The sequence below is a fragment of the Kitasatospora sp. NPDC058115 genome (assembly GCF_042884635.1).
Classification (GTDB): Bacteria; Actinomycetota; Actinomycetes; order Streptomycetales; family Streptomycetaceae; genus Kitasatospora.
Genome location: NZ_JBHVTL010000011.1, coordinates 193,018 through 210,559, shown reverse-complemented (window position 1 = coordinate 210,559; position 17,542 = coordinate 193,018). Strand labels below are relative to the sequence as shown.

Below are 17,542 nucleotides of genomic sequence, written 5' to 3'. Positions count from 1 at the left end.
CCGCCGCCCCGGCCGCTCACAGCCGTGGCGGCGGCGGGCCGTACGGCTCGGCCGTCGCCCCCGGCGGGAACGGGTCACCGGGATCGGCGGTGTCCCGCCCGGAGGCCACCGAGGTGGGCAGCATCACCACCGCGACGATCACCGCCGCGACCGCGAAGGTGCCGAACCCGGCGAGGCTCAGCGGCAGTTCCAGCCGGCTGCCGAGCCGGGTGACCAGCCACAGCTTCAGCAGGTTGCCCGCCGTCGCGACCACCAGCCCGGCCGCCGACCGCAGCCGCACGCCGAACCCCGGCAGCGACAGCCGGGAGAACTTGAGGCCGAGCACGGCCCCCAGGGCGACCAGGGTGAGCAACTGCCGCCAGCCCGGGCCGTTCGCCTGCGAGGCGCCGTCGAGCAGGGCGACCACCAGGGCGAGGCCGGCGACGGCGAGCAGGTGCCGCGCGACGCCGCGCAGCGCCTGGCCGTCCCCGTCGCGGTCGGCCAGGACGGACCAGAGGTGGCGCACCGTCACGCCGACGAGCACGACCACCACGGCGGCGACCACCGTCGCGCCCGGTCCCGACAGGCGGGCGGCGAGCCCGAGCCCGCCGGCCAGGCGCACCGCCAGCCAGAGCGCGGCCGGCTCCGCCGCGAGCAGCAGCGGGACCAGCAGGGCCGCCCCGAGACAGAACGCGCACGAGCGGTCCGCCGGAAAGCGGCGCACCAGCGCGCCCCCGGCGGCGTGCACGGCCACCAGGACCACCGCGGCGCCGAGCACCCCGGCGCACCGGGCCGCGGGCCGGCCGCCCAGGTCGAAGCCCGCCACCACGGCCGCGGCCACGGCGAGGCCCACGGCGGTGGCCACCAGGTCGAGCAGGAGGGCGGCCGGAGCGGCCGCTCCCCGGGATCCGTTCGACATCCGTCCCCCCGGAGTCGGGCGTGTTGGTCCATGGTTCCCCGGCCGCCGGCCCGCGACCCGTCCGACGGAGCGTCATTCCGGCTGACCGAAGCCCCGGCGGGGCGCCGGACCTCGGGGCGCGCCGGGGCGCACAACGGCTCGCCCTAGCACGGAACGGCGCGTGCTCGTGGCACTTTCACCGGGAGTCCGCTCGCATTGGCGAACTGGGCGTGGGCGCCGGTGCGCGGCGGGCGGCGCACGGTAAACCTGAGGCCGACACCGGCCCGGTCGCGGCCCCCGGCCGACCGCCCGTTCCCGTCCCCCCACTCTTCGACCGTTTTGAGGATGCTGAATGCTTGGTGCTGGTTCGTCACCCGGACGCCGGCGCTCCGCCCCCGTGCTCGTCTGGCTCCTGCCCACCCTCGCGACGGCCGCCGTCGCCGCCGTCACGGTGGCCGCGGCCTCCCCCGACGCCCGGACCGGAGTCGCCCTGTGCGCGGTGGTGGGCACCCTGGCGGTGGTCCTGGTCGCCGCCGAGGCCGCCCGCCGGGGCCGGGCGGCGGAGGAGCTGCGGGCCCGGGCGGTCCAGCGCGAGGGCGAGTTGATCCGCCGGCTGACCCGGCAGGAGACCGAGTACATCCGGCTGGCCAAGTCCGTGCTTCCCGCCGCGATGACCAGGCTCTCGATGGGCGAGGGCCTGGAGAACGTCGTCCGCGCGTACACCCTCCAGGACGTCACGGTCGGCGCCGAGTTCCGGGCGGCGCAGCAGACCCTGCTGCGCGCCGTGCTGGAGACCGTCGAGAACGAGGAGGCGATGCGCGAGTCCACCCAGCGTTCCTTCGTCAGCATCGCCCGCCGCGTCCAGGCGATCGTCCACCGGCAGGCCGCCGAACTGCGCAGCATGGAGCACGCGCACGGCACCGACCCCGCCGTCTTCAACGACCTGCTGCTGCTCGACCACGGCAACGCCCTGATCGGCCGCCTCGCCGACAGCATCGCGGTGCTCGGCGGTGCCCGGCCGGGCCGCCAGTGGAACAAGGCGGTGCCGCTGTACAGCGTGCTGCGCGGCGGCATGTCGCGCATCCTCGACTACGAGCGGATCGAGCTGCACCCGGTCTCGGACGTGGCCGTCGTCGGCCCGGCCGTGGAGCCGCTCATCCACGCGGTGGCCGAACTCCTGGACAACGCCACCCGCTACTCGCCGCCGCACACCCTGGTGCACCTGACGGCCGTCGAGGTGCAGAGCGGCATCGCGATCGAGATCGAGGACGGCGGTCTCAGCCTCAGCGAGGAGGGCCGCTCCCGCGCGGAGCGGATGCTGGCGGAGGCCCAGGCCGGCATCGACCTCAACGGCCTCGGCGAGACGCCGCGGCTCGGGCTCGCGGTGGTCGGCCGGCTCTGCCAGGCCTACGGCTTCCAGGTCTCGCTGCGCCCCTCGGCCTACGGCGGGGTGCGGGCGGTGCTGGTCTTCCCGCAGGAGCTGATCACCACGGCCCCCGCGACCGGGCGCGCCCACGGCATCGGTGTCACCGGCTCCTCCGGTCCCGAGCTGGTGGACAACCGCCGCTCGCACACCTCCCCGCCACCGCGCCGCCCGTTCTTCGGACCGCCGTCCAGCCCGCCCGGCGGCGCGCGGAACGGGTCGCCGGGTGGCGGGTCGCGGAGCGGCGGTGGCGGGGACGAGGTCCCGGTGGTGACCGAGCGGACCGCCAACGGGCTGCCCAGGCGCCGCCGGCACGCCGCGCCGGCCGTCCGGTTCGGGTCCGGCCAGCCGGCCCGCCCGGCCACCGCCCGGCCCGCCACCGGCCAGGCCGCCCCGATCCCCCCTGCCCACGGCACGCCCGCCCGCGGCCGGCCGGCCGGCGGAAGCGGCGCCGGTGTGCCCGGGACACCGGCCGAGGCGGGACAGGACGCGGTGCAGCCGGGTCTCTGGCTGGCCGCCTTCACCGAGGGCATCAACGGCACCGGCCCGGCCGGCCACACCGACGGCCACGCCAACGGCAGCGGCAACGGCAACGGAGACTCGACGGGGACGCGGAGGGACGAGCGATGACTCAGCCACGGACCAACCTGGACTGGCTGCTCAAGCAGCTCGCGGACGAGGTTCCGCTCGTGCGCAACGTCGTCGTGCTCTCCGCCGACGGCCTGCGGATCGCCCAGTACGGCACCGAGACCGACACCGCCGACCGGCTCGCCGCCGCCTGCGCCGGCCTGCAGAGCCTCGCCGCCGCCGTCGGCCACGAGTTCCCGCACGGCGACGGCCGGATGCGCCTGGTGGTGATCGAGATGGGCGGCGGGTTCTTCTACCTCATGGCGGCCGGCGCCCGCGCCTACCTCGCGGTGCTCGCCGACGAGGGCGTGGACGCCGGGCTGATGGGCCACCGGATGCGCGACCTGGTCGCCCGGATCGGCGAGCACCTCAGTACGCCTCCGCGAAGGGGCGAGCCCGTCGCATGAGCACCACCGGCCGGGACTGGGGCGACGAGGCCCCGGAACGCTTCTACGTGATCACGCGCGGCCAGAGCCTGCCGGCCGGAGGGGCCGCGCTGGACCTGGTCACGCTGATCGTCTCCCGTGCGGAGCCCTCCCCCTCGATGCCGCCGGAACACGCGGCGATCCTGCGCCTGTGCGGATCGCCGCTCTCGGTGGCCGAGATCTCCGCCTACCTGCGGCTGCCCGTCAGCGCGGTCTCCCTGCTGCTGGCGGACCTCCTGGCCGGCGAGCGGGTCGAGGCCCGCGCCTCCGTCCCGGCCGCGCTTCTCCCTGACCGTGCCCTGTTGGAGGCGGTGATGCATGGACTTCAGCGGCTCTGACACGGTGCTCGGTCCGGCGGAAGAGGACCTGCTGCCGGACTCGGCCACCGCGGCCGTCAAGGTGGTGATCGTCGGCGGCTTCGGCGTCGGCAAGACGACCCTGGTCGGCTCGGTGAGCGAGATCCGCCCGCTGACCACCGAGGAGACGATGACCCAGGCCGGGGCGGAGGTCGACGACCTGGCCGGGATCGAGCGGAAGTCCGAGACGACCGTCGCGATGGACTTCGGCCGGATCAGCATCAGCGACGAGCTGGTGCTCTACCTGTTCGGCACGCCGGGGCAGGAGCGGTTCTGGTTCCTCTGGAACGGCCTGTTCGAAGGCGCGCTGGGCGCCGTCGTCCTGGTCGACACCCGCCGGCTGGAGATCAGCTTCGACGTGATCGGACGGCTGGAGGACCGCGGCGTGCCGTTCGTCGTCGCCGTCAACGCCTTCCCCGGCTCCCCGGACTGCCCGCACGAGGAGCTGCGGCTCGCCCTGGACCTGCCGCCCGACGTGCCGGTGGTGGCCTGCGACGCCCGGGTCCGGGAGTCCGGGCGGGACGTGCTGCTCGCGCTCATGCACTACCTCTACGACCTCGCGGGGCCGCCGCCGAGCCACTGACCGCCCCTCACCCCCACCCCCACCCGCCGTCCCCCACCCGCCGACGACCTCCGGAGCCCCCGTGACCTCCCCGTTCCGCGACGACCCCGCCCCCGCCCCGCCGTCCGGCTGCCCCGCCCACCGGGCCGGCGACCAGGGCGGCCGGGAGCAGGCCCTGCTCGACGCGCTCGACGACCTCGGCCCCGACGAGCCCGGCCTCGACGAGCTGCCCGTCACGGAACTGCGCCGGCTCCACGGGCCCGCGGCCGAGGCCGACCCGGCGGGCCTGTACGAGCAGCTGCGCGCCGAGTACGGCGAGGTCGCGCCCGTCCTGCTGCACGGCGACCTCCCGGCCTGGCTGGTGCTCGGCCACTCCGCGAACCTCACCGTGATGCGCACGCCCTCGCGCTTCTCCCGGGACTCGCGCCGCTGGACGGCGTTCCAGGAGGGCCGGGTCGCGGCCGACTCCCCGCTGATGCCGGTGATCGGCTGGCAGCCGCTCTGCGTCTTCGCGGACGGCGCCGAGCACCGGCGGCTGCGCGGCGCCGTCACCGACGGCCTGAACGGCACCGACCGGCGCGGGGTGCGCCGCTTCGTCACCCGCTACACCGCCGAGCTGGTCGAGGAGTTCGGGTCGACCGGCCGGGCCGAGCTGGTGAGCCGGTTCGCCGAGCACCTGCCGATGCTGGTGATGACCCAGCTGGTCGGCATGCCCGAGGAGTACGGTCCGCGCCTGGTCGAGGCGGCGCGCGACCTCATGAAGGGCACCGAGACGGCCATCGCCAGCAACGAGCACGTGGTGGCCTCGCTGCGCCGCACCGTCGAGCGCAAGCGCAGCGACCCCGGTCCCGACCTGTGCACCCGGCTGATGCAGCACGAGGCCGGACTCAGCGACGAGGAGGTGCTGGAACACCTGCGGGTCGTCCTGCTGGCGGCGAACGAGACCACCGTCAACCTGATCGCCGACACGCTGAAGATGATCCTCACCGACGAGCGCTTCCGCGCGCACCTGTCGGGCGGTCACATGACCGTGCCGGACGCGCTGGACCAGGTGCTGTGGGACGCCCCGCCGATGTCGCTGGTGGCCGGGCGGTGGGCGACCGGCGACACCGTGCTCGGCGGCCGCCGGATCCGGGCGGGCGACATGCTGCTGCTGGGCCTCGCCGCCGGGAACGTCGACCCGGTGGTCCGGCCCGACCTGGCGAAGCCGCTGCACGGCAACCGCTCCCACCTGTCGTTCGGCAGCGGCCCGCACGAGTGCCCCGGCCAGGACATCGGGCGGGCCATCGCGGAGACCGGGATCGACTGCCTGCTCACCCTGCTGCCGGACCTCCGGCTCGCCGTCCCGGAGTCCGAGCTGACCTGGACCTCGGCCTGGCTGTCGCGCCACCTGGTCGAACTGCCGGTGGAGTTCACGCCGCGCCAGCAGCTGCCGGAGGCGGTGGCGGCGGCGGCCGCCGCGACGGAGGCCGCCGCCGCGCGGCCCGCCGCCCCGGCGCCGGTGGAGCGGCCGGAACGGGTCGAGCGGGTGGGGCCGGCGGAACCGGTGCTGGAGGCGGGGCCGCTGCCCGGGCCGCGGCGCGGCTGGTGGGACACGCTGACCGGGTGGCTGCGGCGCTGACCGCCGTGGCGGGGCGGCCCCGGATAGAGTCGCCCCGATCCCGGCCCACCCCGGCGCCGGCCACCGGAGGTGTCCCCGTGTCCCTGGTACGCGTCCACAACTTCTCCGTCTCGCTCGACGGCTACGGCACGGGCGAGGGCCAGAGCCTGGAGGCCCCGTTCGGCCACGCGGGCGACCGGCTGCACCGCTGGTTCTTCCCCACCCGCACCTTCCACGCCATGCAGGGCAAGGAGGGCGGCGGCACCGGCGTCGACGACGCCATGGCCCGCACCTGGGGCGACGGCATCGGCGCGGAGATCATGGGCCGCAACAAGTTCGGCCCGCAGCGCGGCCCGTGGCAGGACCACGAGTGGAACGGCTGGTGGGGGCCGAACCCGCCGTTCCACACGCCGGTGTTCGTCATGACCCATCACCCCAGGCCGAGCGTCGTGATGGAGGGCGGCACCACCTTCCACTTCGTCGACGGTTCCCCGCAGGAGGCACTCGCCCGGGCCCGGGAGGCGGCCGGCGGCCTGGACGTGCGGATCGGCGGCGGGCCCGCGACCATCCGCGCCTTCCTCGCCGCCGACCTGGTCGACCACCTGCACCTCGCGGTGGTGCCGATCCTGCTCGGCCGCGGCGAGCGGGTCTGGGACGGACTCGAAGGCCTGGAGGAGCGCTTCCGCGTCGAGTCCGTCACCAGCCCGAGCGGCGTCACCCACATGACCTTCACCCGGCCCTGAGCACCGGGCCGCACCCCCGTCGCCGTCGCCGTCGCCGGGGCCGGCGGCCTCAGCGAAGCGGCGCGACGCCGTCGTCGTGGTCGAACAGCGCCTGGAGGTGGTCCTCCGGACGGCTCGTCGGCACTCGTGGCGTCCGATCGGTGCGGCCGGGCTCGCGCCAGGGGACAGCCTGCGGCTCCGGGGCGGCGGCCTGAGTACGCGTCCTCACGACCGGCCGCGGGCGGCCCTGGGGATGCCCGGATGCCGGTGCGGGTGCTCGGCCCGAGGGTGACGGTGCCGCTCGTGGCGGCCGGGGCGCAGGCCGCCGCGGTGCGGTTCTTCCGGGGCGGCCGGGACGTCGGCCGGGTCGGGCGCAGGCCCACCCCGCCTGCGGTGGTCGCGGCCTGGCCGACGGGCTTCCTGGTCCTTCTCGTCGGGACGGGCGCCGCCCTGCTCCGTCCTCACCTGCCGGTCGCCGCCAGCGCGCAGGGCGTGCCGGCCGCCCCCGTCGCGGTGCTGCTCGCGCGGGGAACGGTGGAGTCGCTCCGTCGCCGCGGGGGCCGCGGCGGCCGGACGGCCGCTGACCGACGGGGCGGGCCGAGGGCCCTCGACGCCCACCGCGGGAGCCGCCGGTGCGCCCCCGTTCGCCCGGGTGCGCCCCGGACGGAGGGCCCGATGAGGTTTACCGCTCCCGCCGGGGTGCCATATCCGAGGCTGCAAGGCCGGATCCGGCGATCGGCCGGACCGGGCCCACCGAGGGAGGGGACACCCGTATGACGGACATCCACCGGTCCGCGTTGCGGTACACCGCCGACATCACCGCGGAGGACATCGACGGCCTGGCCGGGTTCATCGGCCGGCGGATCGTCGTGCTGCGCGAGGGGGCCGGCGTGCCGGGAGGCGAGGAGGAGCGGGTCGGCGCCGCACTGTCGCAGACCGTGGCGGCGCTCACCGTGAGTGCGCAGGAGGTCCTCGGCGCGCTCGCCCGGGTCGCGGAGGCGGCCGCACAGGCCGAACCGGAGAGCGCGGCGGAGGGGGACGCGCAGGCCCGGCCCGTCGGCGACGCGGTCGAGGAGCTGATGGTCCGGCTCAGCACGCTGTGGCGGTACCTGCTGACGGCCGCCGAGGCGTGGAGCCACCTGCCGGACTACGACGTGGCGCGCTGGCGGCTCGACGGCCACCTGGACGCCGCGCACGAGGCGCGGGACCGCTGGCTCGCGGCCGGCGAGGTCTGGTAGGAGGCCGGGCCGGCCCCGCCCGGAGGCGGGCGGAGCCGGCCGTGCGGGGGTCAGCTGTTCCAGGGGTTGGCGGCCTGGTCGTTGATGTTCACCCAGAAGCGGACGTTCTTCGGCAGGTTGCCGTTGGCCCAGAAGGTCCAGCCGCCGGTCCACGCGTAGTTGTCGCCGTAGTGCCCGTCGTGGAACTCCGCCTGCCGCCAGGTGCGGCCGAACTGCCCGCGGCAGACGGCGTTGGCCGCCTCGGGGCTGGTCAGCTCGGTCCCCTTCACGGGGCGGCTGATCTCCACCTCGCCCAGGGCCCAGCCGTTGTAGAAGCCGAGGACGATCCCGGGCGGGGCGGGGCGGAAGTCCTGGTTGAGGCAGAGCACCGGCAGCGAGTTCCAGGCCGGGGTGTCGCCGTGGTACGCGTCGCTGGCGGTGCCGCCGGGACCGCCGACCTGGATGGCGAAGCCCGCACCGTAGTTGAGGACCTCCCAGGTCATCCCCGGGTGGTTGGCCGTGGTGGCGGCCTGGGCGGACGGGGCGGCGGTCAGCGGGGCGAGGGCGGCCACGGCGGTCGCGGCCGCGACGGCGGCGAGGCGCTTGAAGCGGTTCATGGGTCGGTTCCTCCAGGGAACTCCGGGGCGGGGGTGATCGCAACGCCGTTCCCCTGCGGGGCCGGCACACACCGACCCTCTCAACCACGCGCACGATTCTGGCATGATCTGGTCATCGGTTCGTCACCAAACGCGACGGTCCGACAGCGGTGTGCAGGACCCTGGGGAGGGGCAGCGCATGGAGTTCGCGATTCTGGGACCGCTGGAAGTCCGGACCGGCGGGGGCGAGCGGGTCCGGCTGGGCGGCGTGCGCCAGGAGCGGCTGCTCGCCGCCCTGCTGCTGAACGCGGGCGGCGCCGTCCCGGTGGCCCGGCTGGTGGACGCGGTCTGGGACGAGCGGCCGCCGGCCACCGCGGACCGTCAGGTCCGCAACCTGGCGGGGCTGCTGCGCCGCGGCTTCCGCAAGGCCGACCCGGCCGGGCCGCCCGCGCTGCAGACCGACGGGCGCGGCTACCGGATCCTGCTCGACGGCCACCGGGTGGACGCCCGGGACTTCGCCGACGCGGTGGACCGTTCCCGCCGCACGGCCGCCGCCGGGCAGCCGGCCGCCGCGGCGGCGGACCTGCGCGAGGCCCTCGCGCTCTGGCGCGGGCCGGTGCTCGACGGGCTGGCGGGCCAGGCGGTCGCGGCGGGCGCCGTACCGCTGGAGGAGCTCCGGCTCACCGCCTGGGAGGACTGCCTCGATCTGGAGGCCGCGCTCGGCCGGCACCGGGCGAGCATCCCCGAACTCACCGCGCTGGTCGCCGACCATCCGTTGCGGGAGCGCTTCGTCGGACAGCTGATGCGGGCGCTGCACGCCTCCGGGCGCACGGCCGACGCGCTGAGCGCGCACCGGCGGTTCACCACCCGGCTCGCGGAGGAGCTGGGCCTCGACCCGAGCCCGGAACTGCGGCGGCTGCACCTGGAGCTGCTCACCGCCGGCACGGCCCCGGAGGACCGCCCGCGCCCGGCCCGCGGCGCCGGGCCGGGCGGCGACGGCCCGGACGGCGGGCGGGACGGCGGCCGGGACGGCGGGCGGCACCGCGCCGCGCCGCCGCGACCCGCCCAACTTCCGCCCCCGCTCGCCACGTTCACCGGCCGCGGCCCCGAGCTCGCCGCCCTCGACGCCTTCGCCGACGACGCGACCGCCCCCTCGACCGCCCCCTCGAGCGCGACCGGGCCGGCCACCGAAGGGCCCGTCACCGAGGCCACCGACGCCACCGGACCCGCAGCCCGGATCTGCGCCGTCTCCGGCAGCGCCGGCGTCGGCAAGACCACCCTGGTCGTCCAGTGGGCGCACCGGCGGCGCGCCCACTTCCCCGGCGGCCAGCTCTACGCCGACCTGCACGGCTTCTCCGCCGAACCGCCGCTGCCGCCGCACGCCGTGCTGGCCCGCTTCCTGCGCGCCCTCGGGGTGCCCGGCGAGCAGGTGCCGAGCGTGCCGGAGGAGGCCGCCGCCCTGTACCGCTCGCTGCTGGCCGGGCAGCGGGTGCTGGTCGTCCTGGACAACGCCCGCAGCGCCGAGCAGGTCCGCCCGCTGCTCCCCGGTGCACCGGAGTGCCTGACCGTGGTCACCAGCCGCACCGGCCTGGCCGGCCTCACCGCCCGGGACGGCGCCCGCCCGCTGGCCCTCGACCTGATGCCGGCGCGCGACGCCGTCGCCCTGCTCGACCGCGTCATCGGCGGCCGGCGCACCCGCTCCGAGCCGGCCGCCGTCGCCGAACTGGCCGCCGTCTGCGGCCGGTTGCCGCTCGCCCTGGCCATCGCGGCCAGCCGGCTCGCCGAACGCCCCGGGCGGACCGTCGCGGACCACGTGGCCGAACTGCGCGACACCGGGGACCGGCTGACCGCGCTGGCGATCGACGGCGACGCCACCTCCGCCGTGCGCGCCGCGCTCGACCTCTCCTACCGCGCCCTGCCCGCCACCGCCCGCACCCTGTTCCGGCTGCTCTCGCTCGCCCCCGGCCCCGGCCTGTCCGCGGCGGCGGCCGCCGCGCTCTGCGGCGAGCGCCCGGCCGCCGTGCGCCCCGTGCTGGAGCAGCTGACCACCGCCCACCTGCTCACCCACGAGGGCGGGGACCGCTACCGGCTGCACGACCTGCTGCGCCTGTACGCCGCCGAACGCGCCGCCGCCGAGACCGGCCTGGCGGTGCGCACCGCCGCCCGCGAGCGGCTCGGCACCTGGTACCTGCACCACGCCGACGCCGCCGCCCGGCTGCTCACCCCGCACCGCCGGCGGATCCCGCTCGCCGCGGCCGGGCCCTGGTACGAACCGCCCGCCTTCGGGACCGCCGCCGAGGCCCAGCGGTGGTGCGAGAGCGAGCACACCCACGTCCTGGGCGTGGTCCGCGCGGCGGCCGGGCACGGCCCGGACGACCTGGCCTGGCGGCTGCCGGTGGTCCTGTGGAGCTACTACTTCACCAGCCCCCACCTGGACGACCGGGAGGAGGCCGCCCGGCTGGCGGTGACGGCGGCCGGGCGGGCCGGTGACCGCTACGGCGAGGGCCACGCCCGCAACGACCTCGCCACGGCGCTCGGCGCGCTCGGCCGGCACGACGAGACGCTCGCCGAACTCCGGCTCGCCCGCGCCCTGTTCGCCTCGATCGGGGACCGCGACGGCGAGGCGCACGTGATCGGTCACCTGGGCGACCACTGTCTCAGCACCGGCGCCTACGGCCAGGCGCGGCTGTACTTCCAGGGCGCGCTCGCGCTGCTCCGGGCGCAGCCGGAGGAGCGCCGGGACGACTGGGCGATCCGGGTGTGTGAGACCAACATCGGCGTCACCGCGATGCTGGCGGGCCGGGGACGGGAGGCGGGCGAGTACCTGCACCGGGCGCTGGACCGTCACCGCTCCACCGGGGACCCGGTCCTGGAGGGCATCACGCTGTACCACCTGGGCGACCACCACCGCCGGCTGGACCATCCCGAGCAGGCGGCCGAGCGGCTGCGCCAGGCCCTCGCGGTGATCGACGGCACGACCGGCAATCCGCTGCTGCGCGCCGCGGTCCTGGCGGCCCTCGCCGAACTCGGCGAGGGCCGCCGGCCCTGACGGCCGGGCGGTCGCCGGGGAGGGGCGGTCGTCCGCCCGGGGCGGCGGTCTTGACGGAAGGTCAAGGAAAAGGTGTTCTGTACCACGGGGTCGGCCCGTCGGCGGCGGTGCGGGTCCGGCGGGGGTATAGCCCGGAGCTGTACCCCCGGGTGACATCTCCCCCGTCGGCGGACGGGGCTCCTACGGTTTCCCGCAACCCCCACACCGTGACCGCGGGAGACCCCCATGCTCCGACGATCCGCCAGGGCCGCGTGCGCCGTCCTGGCCACCGCCGCCCTCGCTCTGACAGCGCTCCAGGGCACCGCCGGTGCCGCCGCCCCGAGTCCCGGCGCCGGCGCGGCCGCCCGGGCCGCCGCGGCCGCGCCGGACGCCCTCGGGGTGGCCGCCGCCGCGCCCGAGGTGATCGACGCGCTGCAGCGCGACCTCGGTCTGACGGCCGGCCAGGCCCGGGACCGGATCGCCAACGAGGCCCGGGCCGGTGCCCGGGCCGGCGCCCTCGCCCAGGGCCTGGGCGGCAGTTGGGCCGGCTCCTGGGTGGAGGGCGCCGACGCGGCCGGGCTGGCCGTCGCCACCACCCGGGCCGCCGACGCGGCGTCGATCCGCGCGGCGGGCGCCCGCCCGGTGCTGGTCGCGCGCACGCTGGCCGCGCTGGACGGGGCGCTGGCCGCCCTCGACCGCGCCGCCGGCAGCGGCGCCGCCGGGCGGGCCGACGCGCTCGGCGCGGCGGTGCGCTTCGTCGACGTGCGCAGCAACACCGTGGTGGTGCAGGCCACCGACCGGGCCGCGGCCGAGCGGCTGGTCGCCGCCGCCGGGGTGGACCGGGCGGCGGTCCGGGTGGAGGCGGTGGCCGAGGCCCCGCGTCCGCTCTACGACCTGCGCGGCGGTGACGCCTACTACATCGACAACAGCAGCCGCTGCTCGATCGGCTTCCCGATCACCCGGGGGACGACCCAGGGCTTCGTCAGCGCGGGCCACTGCGGCCGGGCGGGCTCCAGCACGACGGGGTCCAACCGGGTCGCCCAGGGCAGCTTCCAGGCCTCGGTCTTCCCGGGCAACGACATGTCCTGGGTCGCCACCAACAGCAACTGGACGGCGACCCCGTACGTGAACAGCGCCTCGGGCGCGGTGAGCGGCTCGGTGCTCCAGCAGGTCGGCGCCTCGGTCTGCCGCTCCGGCTCCACCACCGGCTGGCACTGCGGGACCATCCAGCAGCACGGCACCAGCGTCACCTACCAGGAGGGCACCGTCTCCGGGGTGACCCGCACCAATGTGTGCGCCGAGCCGGGTGACTCGGGCGGCTCGTTCATCTCCGGGACGCAGGCGCAGGGCGTGACCTCGGGCGGCACCGGCAACTGCTCGCAGGGCGGCACCACCTACTTCCAGCCCGTCAACCCGATCCTCCAGGGCTACGGGCTGACGCTGAAGACGAACACCCAGGGCCCGGGCCCGGGCCCGGGCAACCCCGGCGGCACCTGGGCGGCCGGCACCGTCTACCAGGCCGGTGACACGGTGACCTACGGCAGCACCTCCTACCGCTGCCTCCAGGGCCACCAGGCGCAGGTCGGCTGGGAGCCGCCGAACACGCCGTCGCTCTGGCAGGCGGTCTAGGCAGGCGGTTCAGGCGGGCGGCCCGGGCGGGCGGCCCCGGGCGGGCGGCCCCGGGCGGGCGCCGGTGCGGCCGTGCCCCGTTCGCGGGGCGAGAACGCGACGGCGGGCCACCGGTGTGAGACCTTGGACGGGGGCGAACCACCAAGGAGGCCCGATGTCCTCGAAGCGCCGCCGCAAGAAGAGGGCCCGCCGCAAGGGCGCCAACCACGGCAAGCGGCCCCAGTGCTGAAGCAGCGCTGAGCCGGTGCCGCGACGCCGCGCCGGTCCGGACTCCCCGTCCGGACCGGCGCGGCGTTCACGCGTCGGCGGGCCCGTCGCTCCGCGGCGCGTAGCAGAGGCTGGCCATGGGCGCGCGGACGCTCCAGCCGAGGGCGGCGTAGAGCGCCCGCCCCTCGGGGGTGGCGACCAGGAGGCCGGTTTCGGCGCCGGCGCGGTGCCCGGCGTCCTGGAGGGCGCGCATCACCACCGAGCCCAGGCCGCGGCGGCGGTGGGCGGGGTCGGTCTCGATCTGGTCGGCGACGGCGACCGCCCCGGTGACGGCGAGCTGGCCGCGCGCGGCGAAGTGGCCGTCCACGGTGCGCACCAGGGCCCGCACCACGCCGCCGCGTTCCCAGCTGGTGAGGGTGTAGCCGGCGGGCGCCGCCGGGCGGCCGGCGGCGAGCGGCAGGGTCATCAGGTAGCCGGGGACGTCGTAGCGCCAGCCGGGGCCGAGCCAGGGGCGGACGGTGTCGTCGTCGGCGAAGAGCTTCAGCCAGGTGCCCGGCGCGGTGGTGGCCGCCACCAGGGTGCGGACGTCGGCCTCGGCGGGTTCCGGCAGGACGTGCCGGGCCACCTGGTGGGGCTGTCCGACGTCGATGCTCCACCCCCAGGGCTCGTCCACCGGGTCGGCCGCGCCCCGCGACACGATCCAGCCCCCGATCCACGCCCGCACCAGCTCGTTGACGGTGGGCTCGTCCACCCGCCACCCCCTTGTAAGAGTCACTAGGTCGATTCACATCTTACCAAGGCCGGGGCGGCGGTTCCCGCCGGCCCGGCACCGCCACCCCGGGGCCCGGCCGCCCGGCGGCGGCTACGGGCGCCCACGCGTTGCGGCGGAGGCGTGCGGGGCGCAGCATCCTGGGCATGACGAGCGACGAGGAACAGATCCGGGCCCTGATCACGCGCTGGGCCGAGGCCGTCCACCGGGGCGACCTGGCGGGCGTGCTCGCGGACCACGCGGCGGACATCGTCATGTTCGACGTGCCGCCGCCCTACGAGGGCATCCGGGGCATCGACGCCTACCGGGCGATCTGGCCGCCGTTCTTCGAGTGGCAGGCGCGCGGGGCCGCGTTTGCGATCGAGTCGCTGGACGTCACGGCCGGCGCCGACGTCGCCTACGCGCACGCGCTGCTGCGCTGCGGGACCCCGCAGGACCTCGCCGAGCGCCCGGCGCAGCGGCTGCGGCTCACCCTCGGGCTGCGCCGCCGGGACGGCCGCTGGGTGGTCGCCCACGAGCACCACTCGTTCCCGGAGGTCACCGGGGCGGAGTAGCGCCCGCGGTCCGGGCGGGGTTTCGGTGCGGCGGGGGCGGTTAGCCGTGTCGGTGCAAGCGTCGATCCAGGAACCGAGGCCACCATGACCGCGTTCGGATACTTCCTGTCCTGCGAGGAGTTCACCCCGGCCCAGCTCGTCGACCAGGCGCGGCGGGCGGAGGCGGCCGGGTTCACCCGGCTGGCGATCTCCGACCACTTCCACCCGTGGAACGACGAACAGGGCAGCAGCCCCTTCGTCTGGGGCGTGATCGGGGCGCTGTCGCAGGTGACCGCGCTGCCGGTGACCACGCTGGTCACCTGCCCCACCGTGCGGCTCCACCCGGCGGTGACCGCGCAGGCGGCGGCGACCGCCGACGTGCAGCTGCCCGGCGGGCTGCGGCTCGGGGTGGGCACCGGCGAGGCGCTCAACGAGCACGTGCTCGGCGACCGCTGGCCGCCGTACGAGCAGCGGGCCGAGATGCTGGAGGAGGCCGTCGCGGTGATGCGCGAGCTCTTCACCGGCGGGCAGGTCTCGCACTGGGGCACGTACTACACGGTCGAGAACGCCCGGCTGTACACGGCGCCGCGGGAGGGCCGGCTGCCGGTCCTCGTCTCGGCGTTCGGGGCCAAGGCGGCCGAGCGGGCCGCGGGCTTCGCCGACGGGCTGGTCACCATGACCCCGGACACCGGGCTGATCGACCGCTACCGCGCCGCCGGGGGCCGCGGCCCGGTGGTCGGCGGGGTGAAGGTCTGCTGGTCCGCCGACCGGCAGCGGGCCGTGAAGACCGTCCACCGGCTGTGGCCGAGCGAGCTGCTGCCCGGCGAGCTGGCCCAGGTGCTGCCCACCCCGGCGCACTTCGAACAGGCCACCGAGCTGATCACCGAGGAGATGGTCGAACAGTCCGTGACCTGCGGCGACGATCCGGCCGAGCACGCCGCGCGGCTGGACGGCTACCGGCGGGCGGGCTTCGACGAGGTGTACGTGGGCCAGATCGGGGACGAGCAGGAGGGGTTCTTCGACTTCTACCGCGAGCGGGTCCTGCCGCGGCTGGGGTGAACGGCCCGGACCGCGCCGTGACCGGCTTCCCGCCCCAGGTCCTGGGCGACTACGCGCTGCTCGCCGACGGCGAGCGCGGCGCGCTGGTCGGGCCGGACGGCGAGGTCGCCTGGCTCTGCGCCCCGCGCTGGGACTGCGACCCGGTCTTCGAGGAGTACGACATCGCCCGACGACAACTGCGAGGCAACCTGCCCCAGGCCTTCGTGCACGCGATGATGCTGGAGTGTGCGGCCCGGGCGGCCGCGCCGCCGTCCTGACGGATCCTCATCACCACGGAGGCACAGCATGTCCGCTTCACTCCCCGAGCTCACCGGCGACTACGTGCTCGACCCCACCCACACCCGGATCGGCTTCGTGGCGCGCCACGCCATGGTGACCAAGGTCAGGGGCTCGTTCGGCGAGTTCGAGGGCACCGCCCGCCTGGACGGTGCCGACCCGGCCAAGTCGGCCGGGCAGCTGACGATCAAGGCCCAGAGCATCGACACCGGTGTCGAGCAGCGCGACCAGCACCTGCGCACCAATGACTTCCTCGACGCCCCCACCTACCCCGAGATCACCTTCCGCAGCACCTCGGTCGAGCCCCGCTCCGAGACCGACTACCGGGTGACCGGCGACCTCACCATCAAGGACGTCACCCGCCCGGTGACCATCGACTTCGAGTACACCGGCAACGCCGTCGACCCGTACGGCAACCTGCGGGTGGGCCTGGAGGGGTCGGTGACGATCAGCCGCAAGGAGTTCGGGGTCACCTGGAACGCGGCGCTGGAGGGCGGCGGCGTGCTGGTCGGCGACAAGGTCGTCCTGGAGTTCGACATCTCGGCGGTCAAGCAGGGCTAGCCGGCCTCGCGGGAACGCCGGGCCGGCCGGGTGGTTCCGGCCGGCCCGGTCCCGCACCGCGTGGCGCGCGTGGCTAGCAGGCCGGGAGCGGCCGGGGCGGGGGGAGGACCACCTCGCACCAGACGGCCTTGCCCGGGCCGTGGCGGTACCAGCCCCAGCGGCGGGCCAGGCGGCCGAGCAGGAAGAGCCCGAGGCCGCCGACGTCCTCCGGGTGCCGGGGCCGGCGGGGGCGCGGCGGGCGGGGGCTGCTGTCGGTCACCTCGATCCGCAGGAGGTTCTCGTCACGCAGGAGCAGCAGGGAACCCGGCTCGCCCGTGTGCCGGACGGCGTTGGTCACCAGTTCGGAGACCAGCAGCAGCACGTCCGCGACGACCACGCGTTCGGTGATGTCGTCGAGCCAGTCCGAGGTGCGGGCCCGGGCCTCGGCGGTGATGCCGGGACGGGCCGACAGCGGGACCCGGAGGAGCGTCAGCGCTCCGTGGAGGCGGGTGACGGGCGGGGCGGCCCTGGGCATGCGCGCGGTCCTCCTTCCGGGGTGACGGGGATGGTGCGGGCGCGGTCAGCGGCCGAGGAAGCGGAACCGCCCGCCGCCGCTGCCGGCGGCACGGCTCCCCCGGTCCTCGGCGGCCGGTTCGTCGACGACGGGCTCGTCCACGGGCTCGTCCGCGGCGGGCCGCTCGGCGACCCGCGTCTCGACGGCGGGCTTCTCGACGGCACGCTTCTCGGCGAGCGCCTCCTCGGCCGGCGGCGCGTCGACGACGCGTTCCCCGGTGCGCGGGGCCCGCGGCGGCGCGGCGGCGGTCCGGCGGTCGCGCCGGGTCGTGCGGCCGACGCGCCGGCGCCTGCGGGCCGCGCCGGCCAGTGCCAGGCCGAGGCAGAACAGCAGCGCGAGCGCCAGCCCGGCGAGGAAGACGCCGAGGCTGGAGAGCGTCACCAGCTGGTGCCCCAGAATGGTCACCTGGTACTCCGGTCCGCCGGACAGGTTGTCGGCGATCAGCAGGCCGGTGAAGGCCGCTGTCGCGGCGACCAGCAGGAGTCCGATCAGCAGCATGGCGGTGTCCCTTCGGTCCTCGCC

18 protein-coding genes are annotated in these 17,542 nt (G+C 76.4%); 13 read left to right on the top strand and 5 right to left on the bottom strand.

Features of this window, described 5'->3' with window-relative positions:
• Nucleotides 1–16 precede the first annotated feature (16 nt).
• Nucleotides 17–898, bottom strand: a complete 882-nt coding sequence (locus ACFVVL_RS14555) for a hypothetical protein (protein ID WP_387674880.1) — start codon at nucleotides 896–898, stop codon at nucleotides 17–19.
• Between the two features lie 331 nt (nucleotides 899–1,229).
• Between ACFVVL_RS14555 and ACFVVL_RS14550 the strand changes: the two genes are divergently transcribed.
• The 7 genes from ACFVVL_RS14550 (at nucleotide 1,230) to ACFVVL_RS14520 (ending at nucleotide 7,830) form a co-directional block, all read left to right on the top strand.
• The gene (locus ACFVVL_RS14550; RefSeq protein ID WP_387674878.1) at nucleotides 1,230–2,930 is read left to right on the top strand and encodes an ATP-binding protein; all 1,701 of its coding nucleotides are present in this window, start codon (nucleotides 1,230–1,232) and stop codon (nucleotides 2,928–2,930) included.
• Entirely contained in the window at nucleotides 2,927–3,334 is a 408-nt protein-coding gene (locus tag ACFVVL_RS14545; RefSeq protein ID WP_380296375.1) for a roadblock/LC7 domain-containing protein, read from the top strand. The genes ACFVVL_RS14550 and ACFVVL_RS14545 overlap by 4 nt, the downstream gene beginning before the upstream one ends.
• The gene (locus ACFVVL_RS14540) at nucleotides 3,331–3,690 is read left to right on the top strand and encodes a DUF742 domain-containing protein (RefSeq protein WP_387674875.1); all 360 of its coding nucleotides are present in this window, start codon (nucleotides 3,331–3,333) and stop codon (nucleotides 3,688–3,690) included. Before ACFVVL_RS14545 ends, ACFVVL_RS14540 begins: the two co-directional genes overlap by 4 nt.
• On the top strand, nucleotides 3,671–4,291 hold the full coding sequence (locus ACFVVL_RS14535; RefSeq protein ID WP_380296378.1) for an ATP/GTP-binding protein: 621 nt from the start codon (nucleotides 3,671–3,673) through the stop codon (nucleotides 4,289–4,291). Before ACFVVL_RS14540 ends, ACFVVL_RS14535 begins: the two co-directional genes overlap by 20 nt.
• A gap of 61 nt (nucleotides 4,292–4,352) precedes the next feature.
• A complete protein-coding gene (locus tag ACFVVL_RS14530) occupies nucleotides 4,353–5,891 on the top strand; it encodes a cytochrome P450 (RefSeq protein ID WP_387674872.1) in 1,539 nt (512 codons plus the stop codon).
• Nucleotides 5,892–5,968: 77 nt separating this feature from the next.
• Complete coding sequence (locus tag ACFVVL_RS14525) at nucleotides 5,969–6,613, top strand: dihydrofolate reductase family protein (protein WP_387674869.1); 645 nt, start codon at nucleotides 5,969–5,971, stop codon at nucleotides 6,611–6,613.
• A 752-nt stretch (nucleotides 6,614–7,365) separates the two neighbouring features.
• Nucleotides 7,366–7,830 carry a hypothetical protein gene (locus ACFVVL_RS14520; protein WP_387674866.1) on the top strand — a complete coding sequence of 155 codons (465 nt, stop codon included), beginning with the start codon at nucleotides 7,366–7,368 and terminating at the stop codon, nucleotides 7,828–7,830.
• Nucleotides 7,831–7,880: 50 nt separating this feature from the next.
• Here the strand turns inward: ACFVVL_RS14520 and ACFVVL_RS14515 are convergent, their stop codons facing one another.
• On the bottom strand, nucleotides 7,881–8,426 hold the full coding sequence (locus ACFVVL_RS14515; RefSeq protein WP_380296385.1) for a hypothetical protein: 546 nt from the start codon (nucleotides 8,424–8,426) through the stop codon (nucleotides 7,881–7,883).
• Between the two features lie 178 nt (nucleotides 8,427–8,604).
• Here ACFVVL_RS14515 and ACFVVL_RS14510 point away from each other — a divergent pair, with 178 nt between their 5' ends.
• Nucleotides 8,605–11,454, top strand: a complete 2,850-nt coding sequence (locus ACFVVL_RS14510) for a BTAD domain-containing putative transcriptional regulator (protein WP_387674862.1) — start codon at nucleotides 8,605–8,607, stop codon at nucleotides 11,452–11,454.
• A gap of 225 nt (nucleotides 11,455–11,679) precedes the next feature.
• Nucleotides 11,680–13,062 carry a carbohydrate-binding protein gene (locus ACFVVL_RS14505; RefSeq protein ID WP_387674859.1) on the top strand — a complete coding sequence of 461 codons (1,383 nt, stop codon included), beginning with the start codon at nucleotides 11,680–11,682 and terminating at the stop codon, nucleotides 13,060–13,062.
• Between the two features lie 295 nt (nucleotides 13,063–13,357).
• Here the strand turns inward: ACFVVL_RS14505 and ACFVVL_RS14500 are convergent, their stop codons facing one another.
• Nucleotides 13,358–14,020 (bottom strand): GNAT family N-acetyltransferase, encoded by a 663-nt coding sequence (locus tag ACFVVL_RS14500; RefSeq protein WP_387674856.1) that lies wholly within the window; start codon nucleotides 14,018–14,020, stop codon nucleotides 13,358–13,360.
• Between the two features lie 164 nt (nucleotides 14,021–14,184).
• Here ACFVVL_RS14500 and ACFVVL_RS14495 point away from each other — a divergent pair, with 164 nt between their 5' ends.
• From ACFVVL_RS14495 to ACFVVL_RS14480, 4 genes are all read left to right on the top strand, one after another.
• Nucleotides 14,185–14,592 (top strand): YybH family protein, encoded by a 408-nt coding sequence (locus ACFVVL_RS14495; protein WP_380297993.1) that lies wholly within the window; start codon nucleotides 14,185–14,187, stop codon nucleotides 14,590–14,592.
• Nucleotides 14,593–14,676: 84 nt separating this feature from the next.
• Complete coding sequence (locus tag ACFVVL_RS14490; protein ID WP_387674853.1) at nucleotides 14,677–15,630, top strand: TIGR03557 family F420-dependent LLM class oxidoreductase; 954 nt, start codon at nucleotides 14,677–14,679, stop codon at nucleotides 15,628–15,630.
• 17 nt (nucleotides 15,631–15,647) lie between these two features.
• A complete protein-coding gene (locus ACFVVL_RS14485; RefSeq protein WP_387674958.1) occupies nucleotides 15,648–15,887 on the top strand; it encodes a trehalase-like domain-containing protein in 240 nt (79 codons plus the stop codon).
• 28 nt (nucleotides 15,888–15,915) lie between these two features.
• Nucleotides 15,916–16,467, top strand: coding sequence for a YceI family protein (locus ACFVVL_RS14480; protein WP_380297989.1), 552 nt, complete (start codon nucleotides 15,916–15,918; stop codon nucleotides 16,465–16,467).
• A 73-nt stretch (nucleotides 16,468–16,540) separates the two neighbouring features.
• Here the strand turns inward: ACFVVL_RS14480 and ACFVVL_RS14475 are convergent, their stop codons facing one another.
• Entirely contained in the window at nucleotides 16,541–16,981 is a 441-nt protein-coding gene (locus ACFVVL_RS14475) for an ATP-binding protein (RefSeq protein ID WP_380297988.1), read from the bottom strand.
• Nucleotides 16,982–17,026: 45 nt separating this feature from the next.
• Entirely contained in the window at nucleotides 17,027–17,518 is a 492-nt protein-coding gene (locus ACFVVL_RS14470) for a hypothetical protein (protein WP_387674849.1), read from the bottom strand.
• Nucleotides 17,519–17,542: the final 24 nt, after the last annotated feature.

What these genes read in the sequence shown, in the direction of transcription:
- ACFVVL_RS14555 (WP_387674880.1), bottom strand. Translation starts at nt 898, where the DNA reads ATGTCGAACGGATCCCGGGGAGCGGCCGCTCCGGCCGCCCTCCTGCTC.
- ACFVVL_RS14550 (WP_387674878.1), top strand. Translation starts at nt 1,230, where the DNA reads ATGCTTGGTGCTGGTTCGTCACCCGGACGCCGGCGCTCCGCCCCCGTG.
- ACFVVL_RS14545 (WP_380296375.1), top strand. Translation starts at nt 2,927, where the DNA reads ATGACTCAGCCACGGACCAACCTGGACTGGCTGCTCAAGCAGCTCGCG.
- ACFVVL_RS14540 (WP_387674875.1), top strand. Translation starts at nt 3,331, where the DNA reads ATGAGCACCACCGGCCGGGACTGGGGCGACGAGGCCCCGGAACGCTTC.
- ACFVVL_RS14535 (WP_380296378.1), top strand. Translation starts at nt 3,671, where the DNA reads ATGGACTTCAGCGGCTCTGACACGGTGCTCGGTCCGGCGGAAGAGGAC.
- ACFVVL_RS14520 (WP_387674866.1), top strand. Translation starts at nt 7,366, where the DNA reads ATGACGGACATCCACCGGTCCGCGTTGCGGTACACCGCCGACATCACC.
- ACFVVL_RS14515 (WP_380296385.1), bottom strand. Translation starts at nt 8,426, where the DNA reads ATGAACCGCTTCAAGCGCCTCGCCGCCGTCGCGGCCGCGACCGCCGTG.
- ACFVVL_RS14510 (WP_387674862.1), top strand. Translation starts at nt 8,605, where the DNA reads ATGGAGTTCGCGATTCTGGGACCGCTGGAAGTCCGGACCGGCGGGGGC.
- ACFVVL_RS14505 (WP_387674859.1), top strand. Translation starts at nt 11,680, where the DNA reads ATGCTCCGACGATCCGCCAGGGCCGCGTGCGCCGTCCTGGCCACCGCC.
- ACFVVL_RS14495 (WP_380297993.1), top strand. Translation starts at nt 14,185, where the DNA reads ATGACGAGCGACGAGGAACAGATCCGGGCCCTGATCACGCGCTGGGCC.
- ACFVVL_RS14490 (WP_387674853.1), top strand. Translation starts at nt 14,677, where the DNA reads ATGACCGCGTTCGGATACTTCCTGTCCTGCGAGGAGTTCACCCCGGCC.
- ACFVVL_RS14480 (WP_380297989.1), top strand. Translation starts at nt 15,916, where the DNA reads ATGTCCGCTTCACTCCCCGAGCTCACCGGCGACTACGTGCTCGACCCC.
- ACFVVL_RS14475 (WP_380297988.1), bottom strand. Translation starts at nt 16,981, where the DNA reads ATGCCCAGGGCCGCCCCGCCCGTCACCCGCCTCCACGGAGCGCTGACG.
- ACFVVL_RS14470 (WP_387674849.1), bottom strand. Translation starts at nt 17,518, where the DNA reads ATGCTGCTGATCGGACTCCTGCTGGTCGCCGCGACAGCGGCCTTCACC.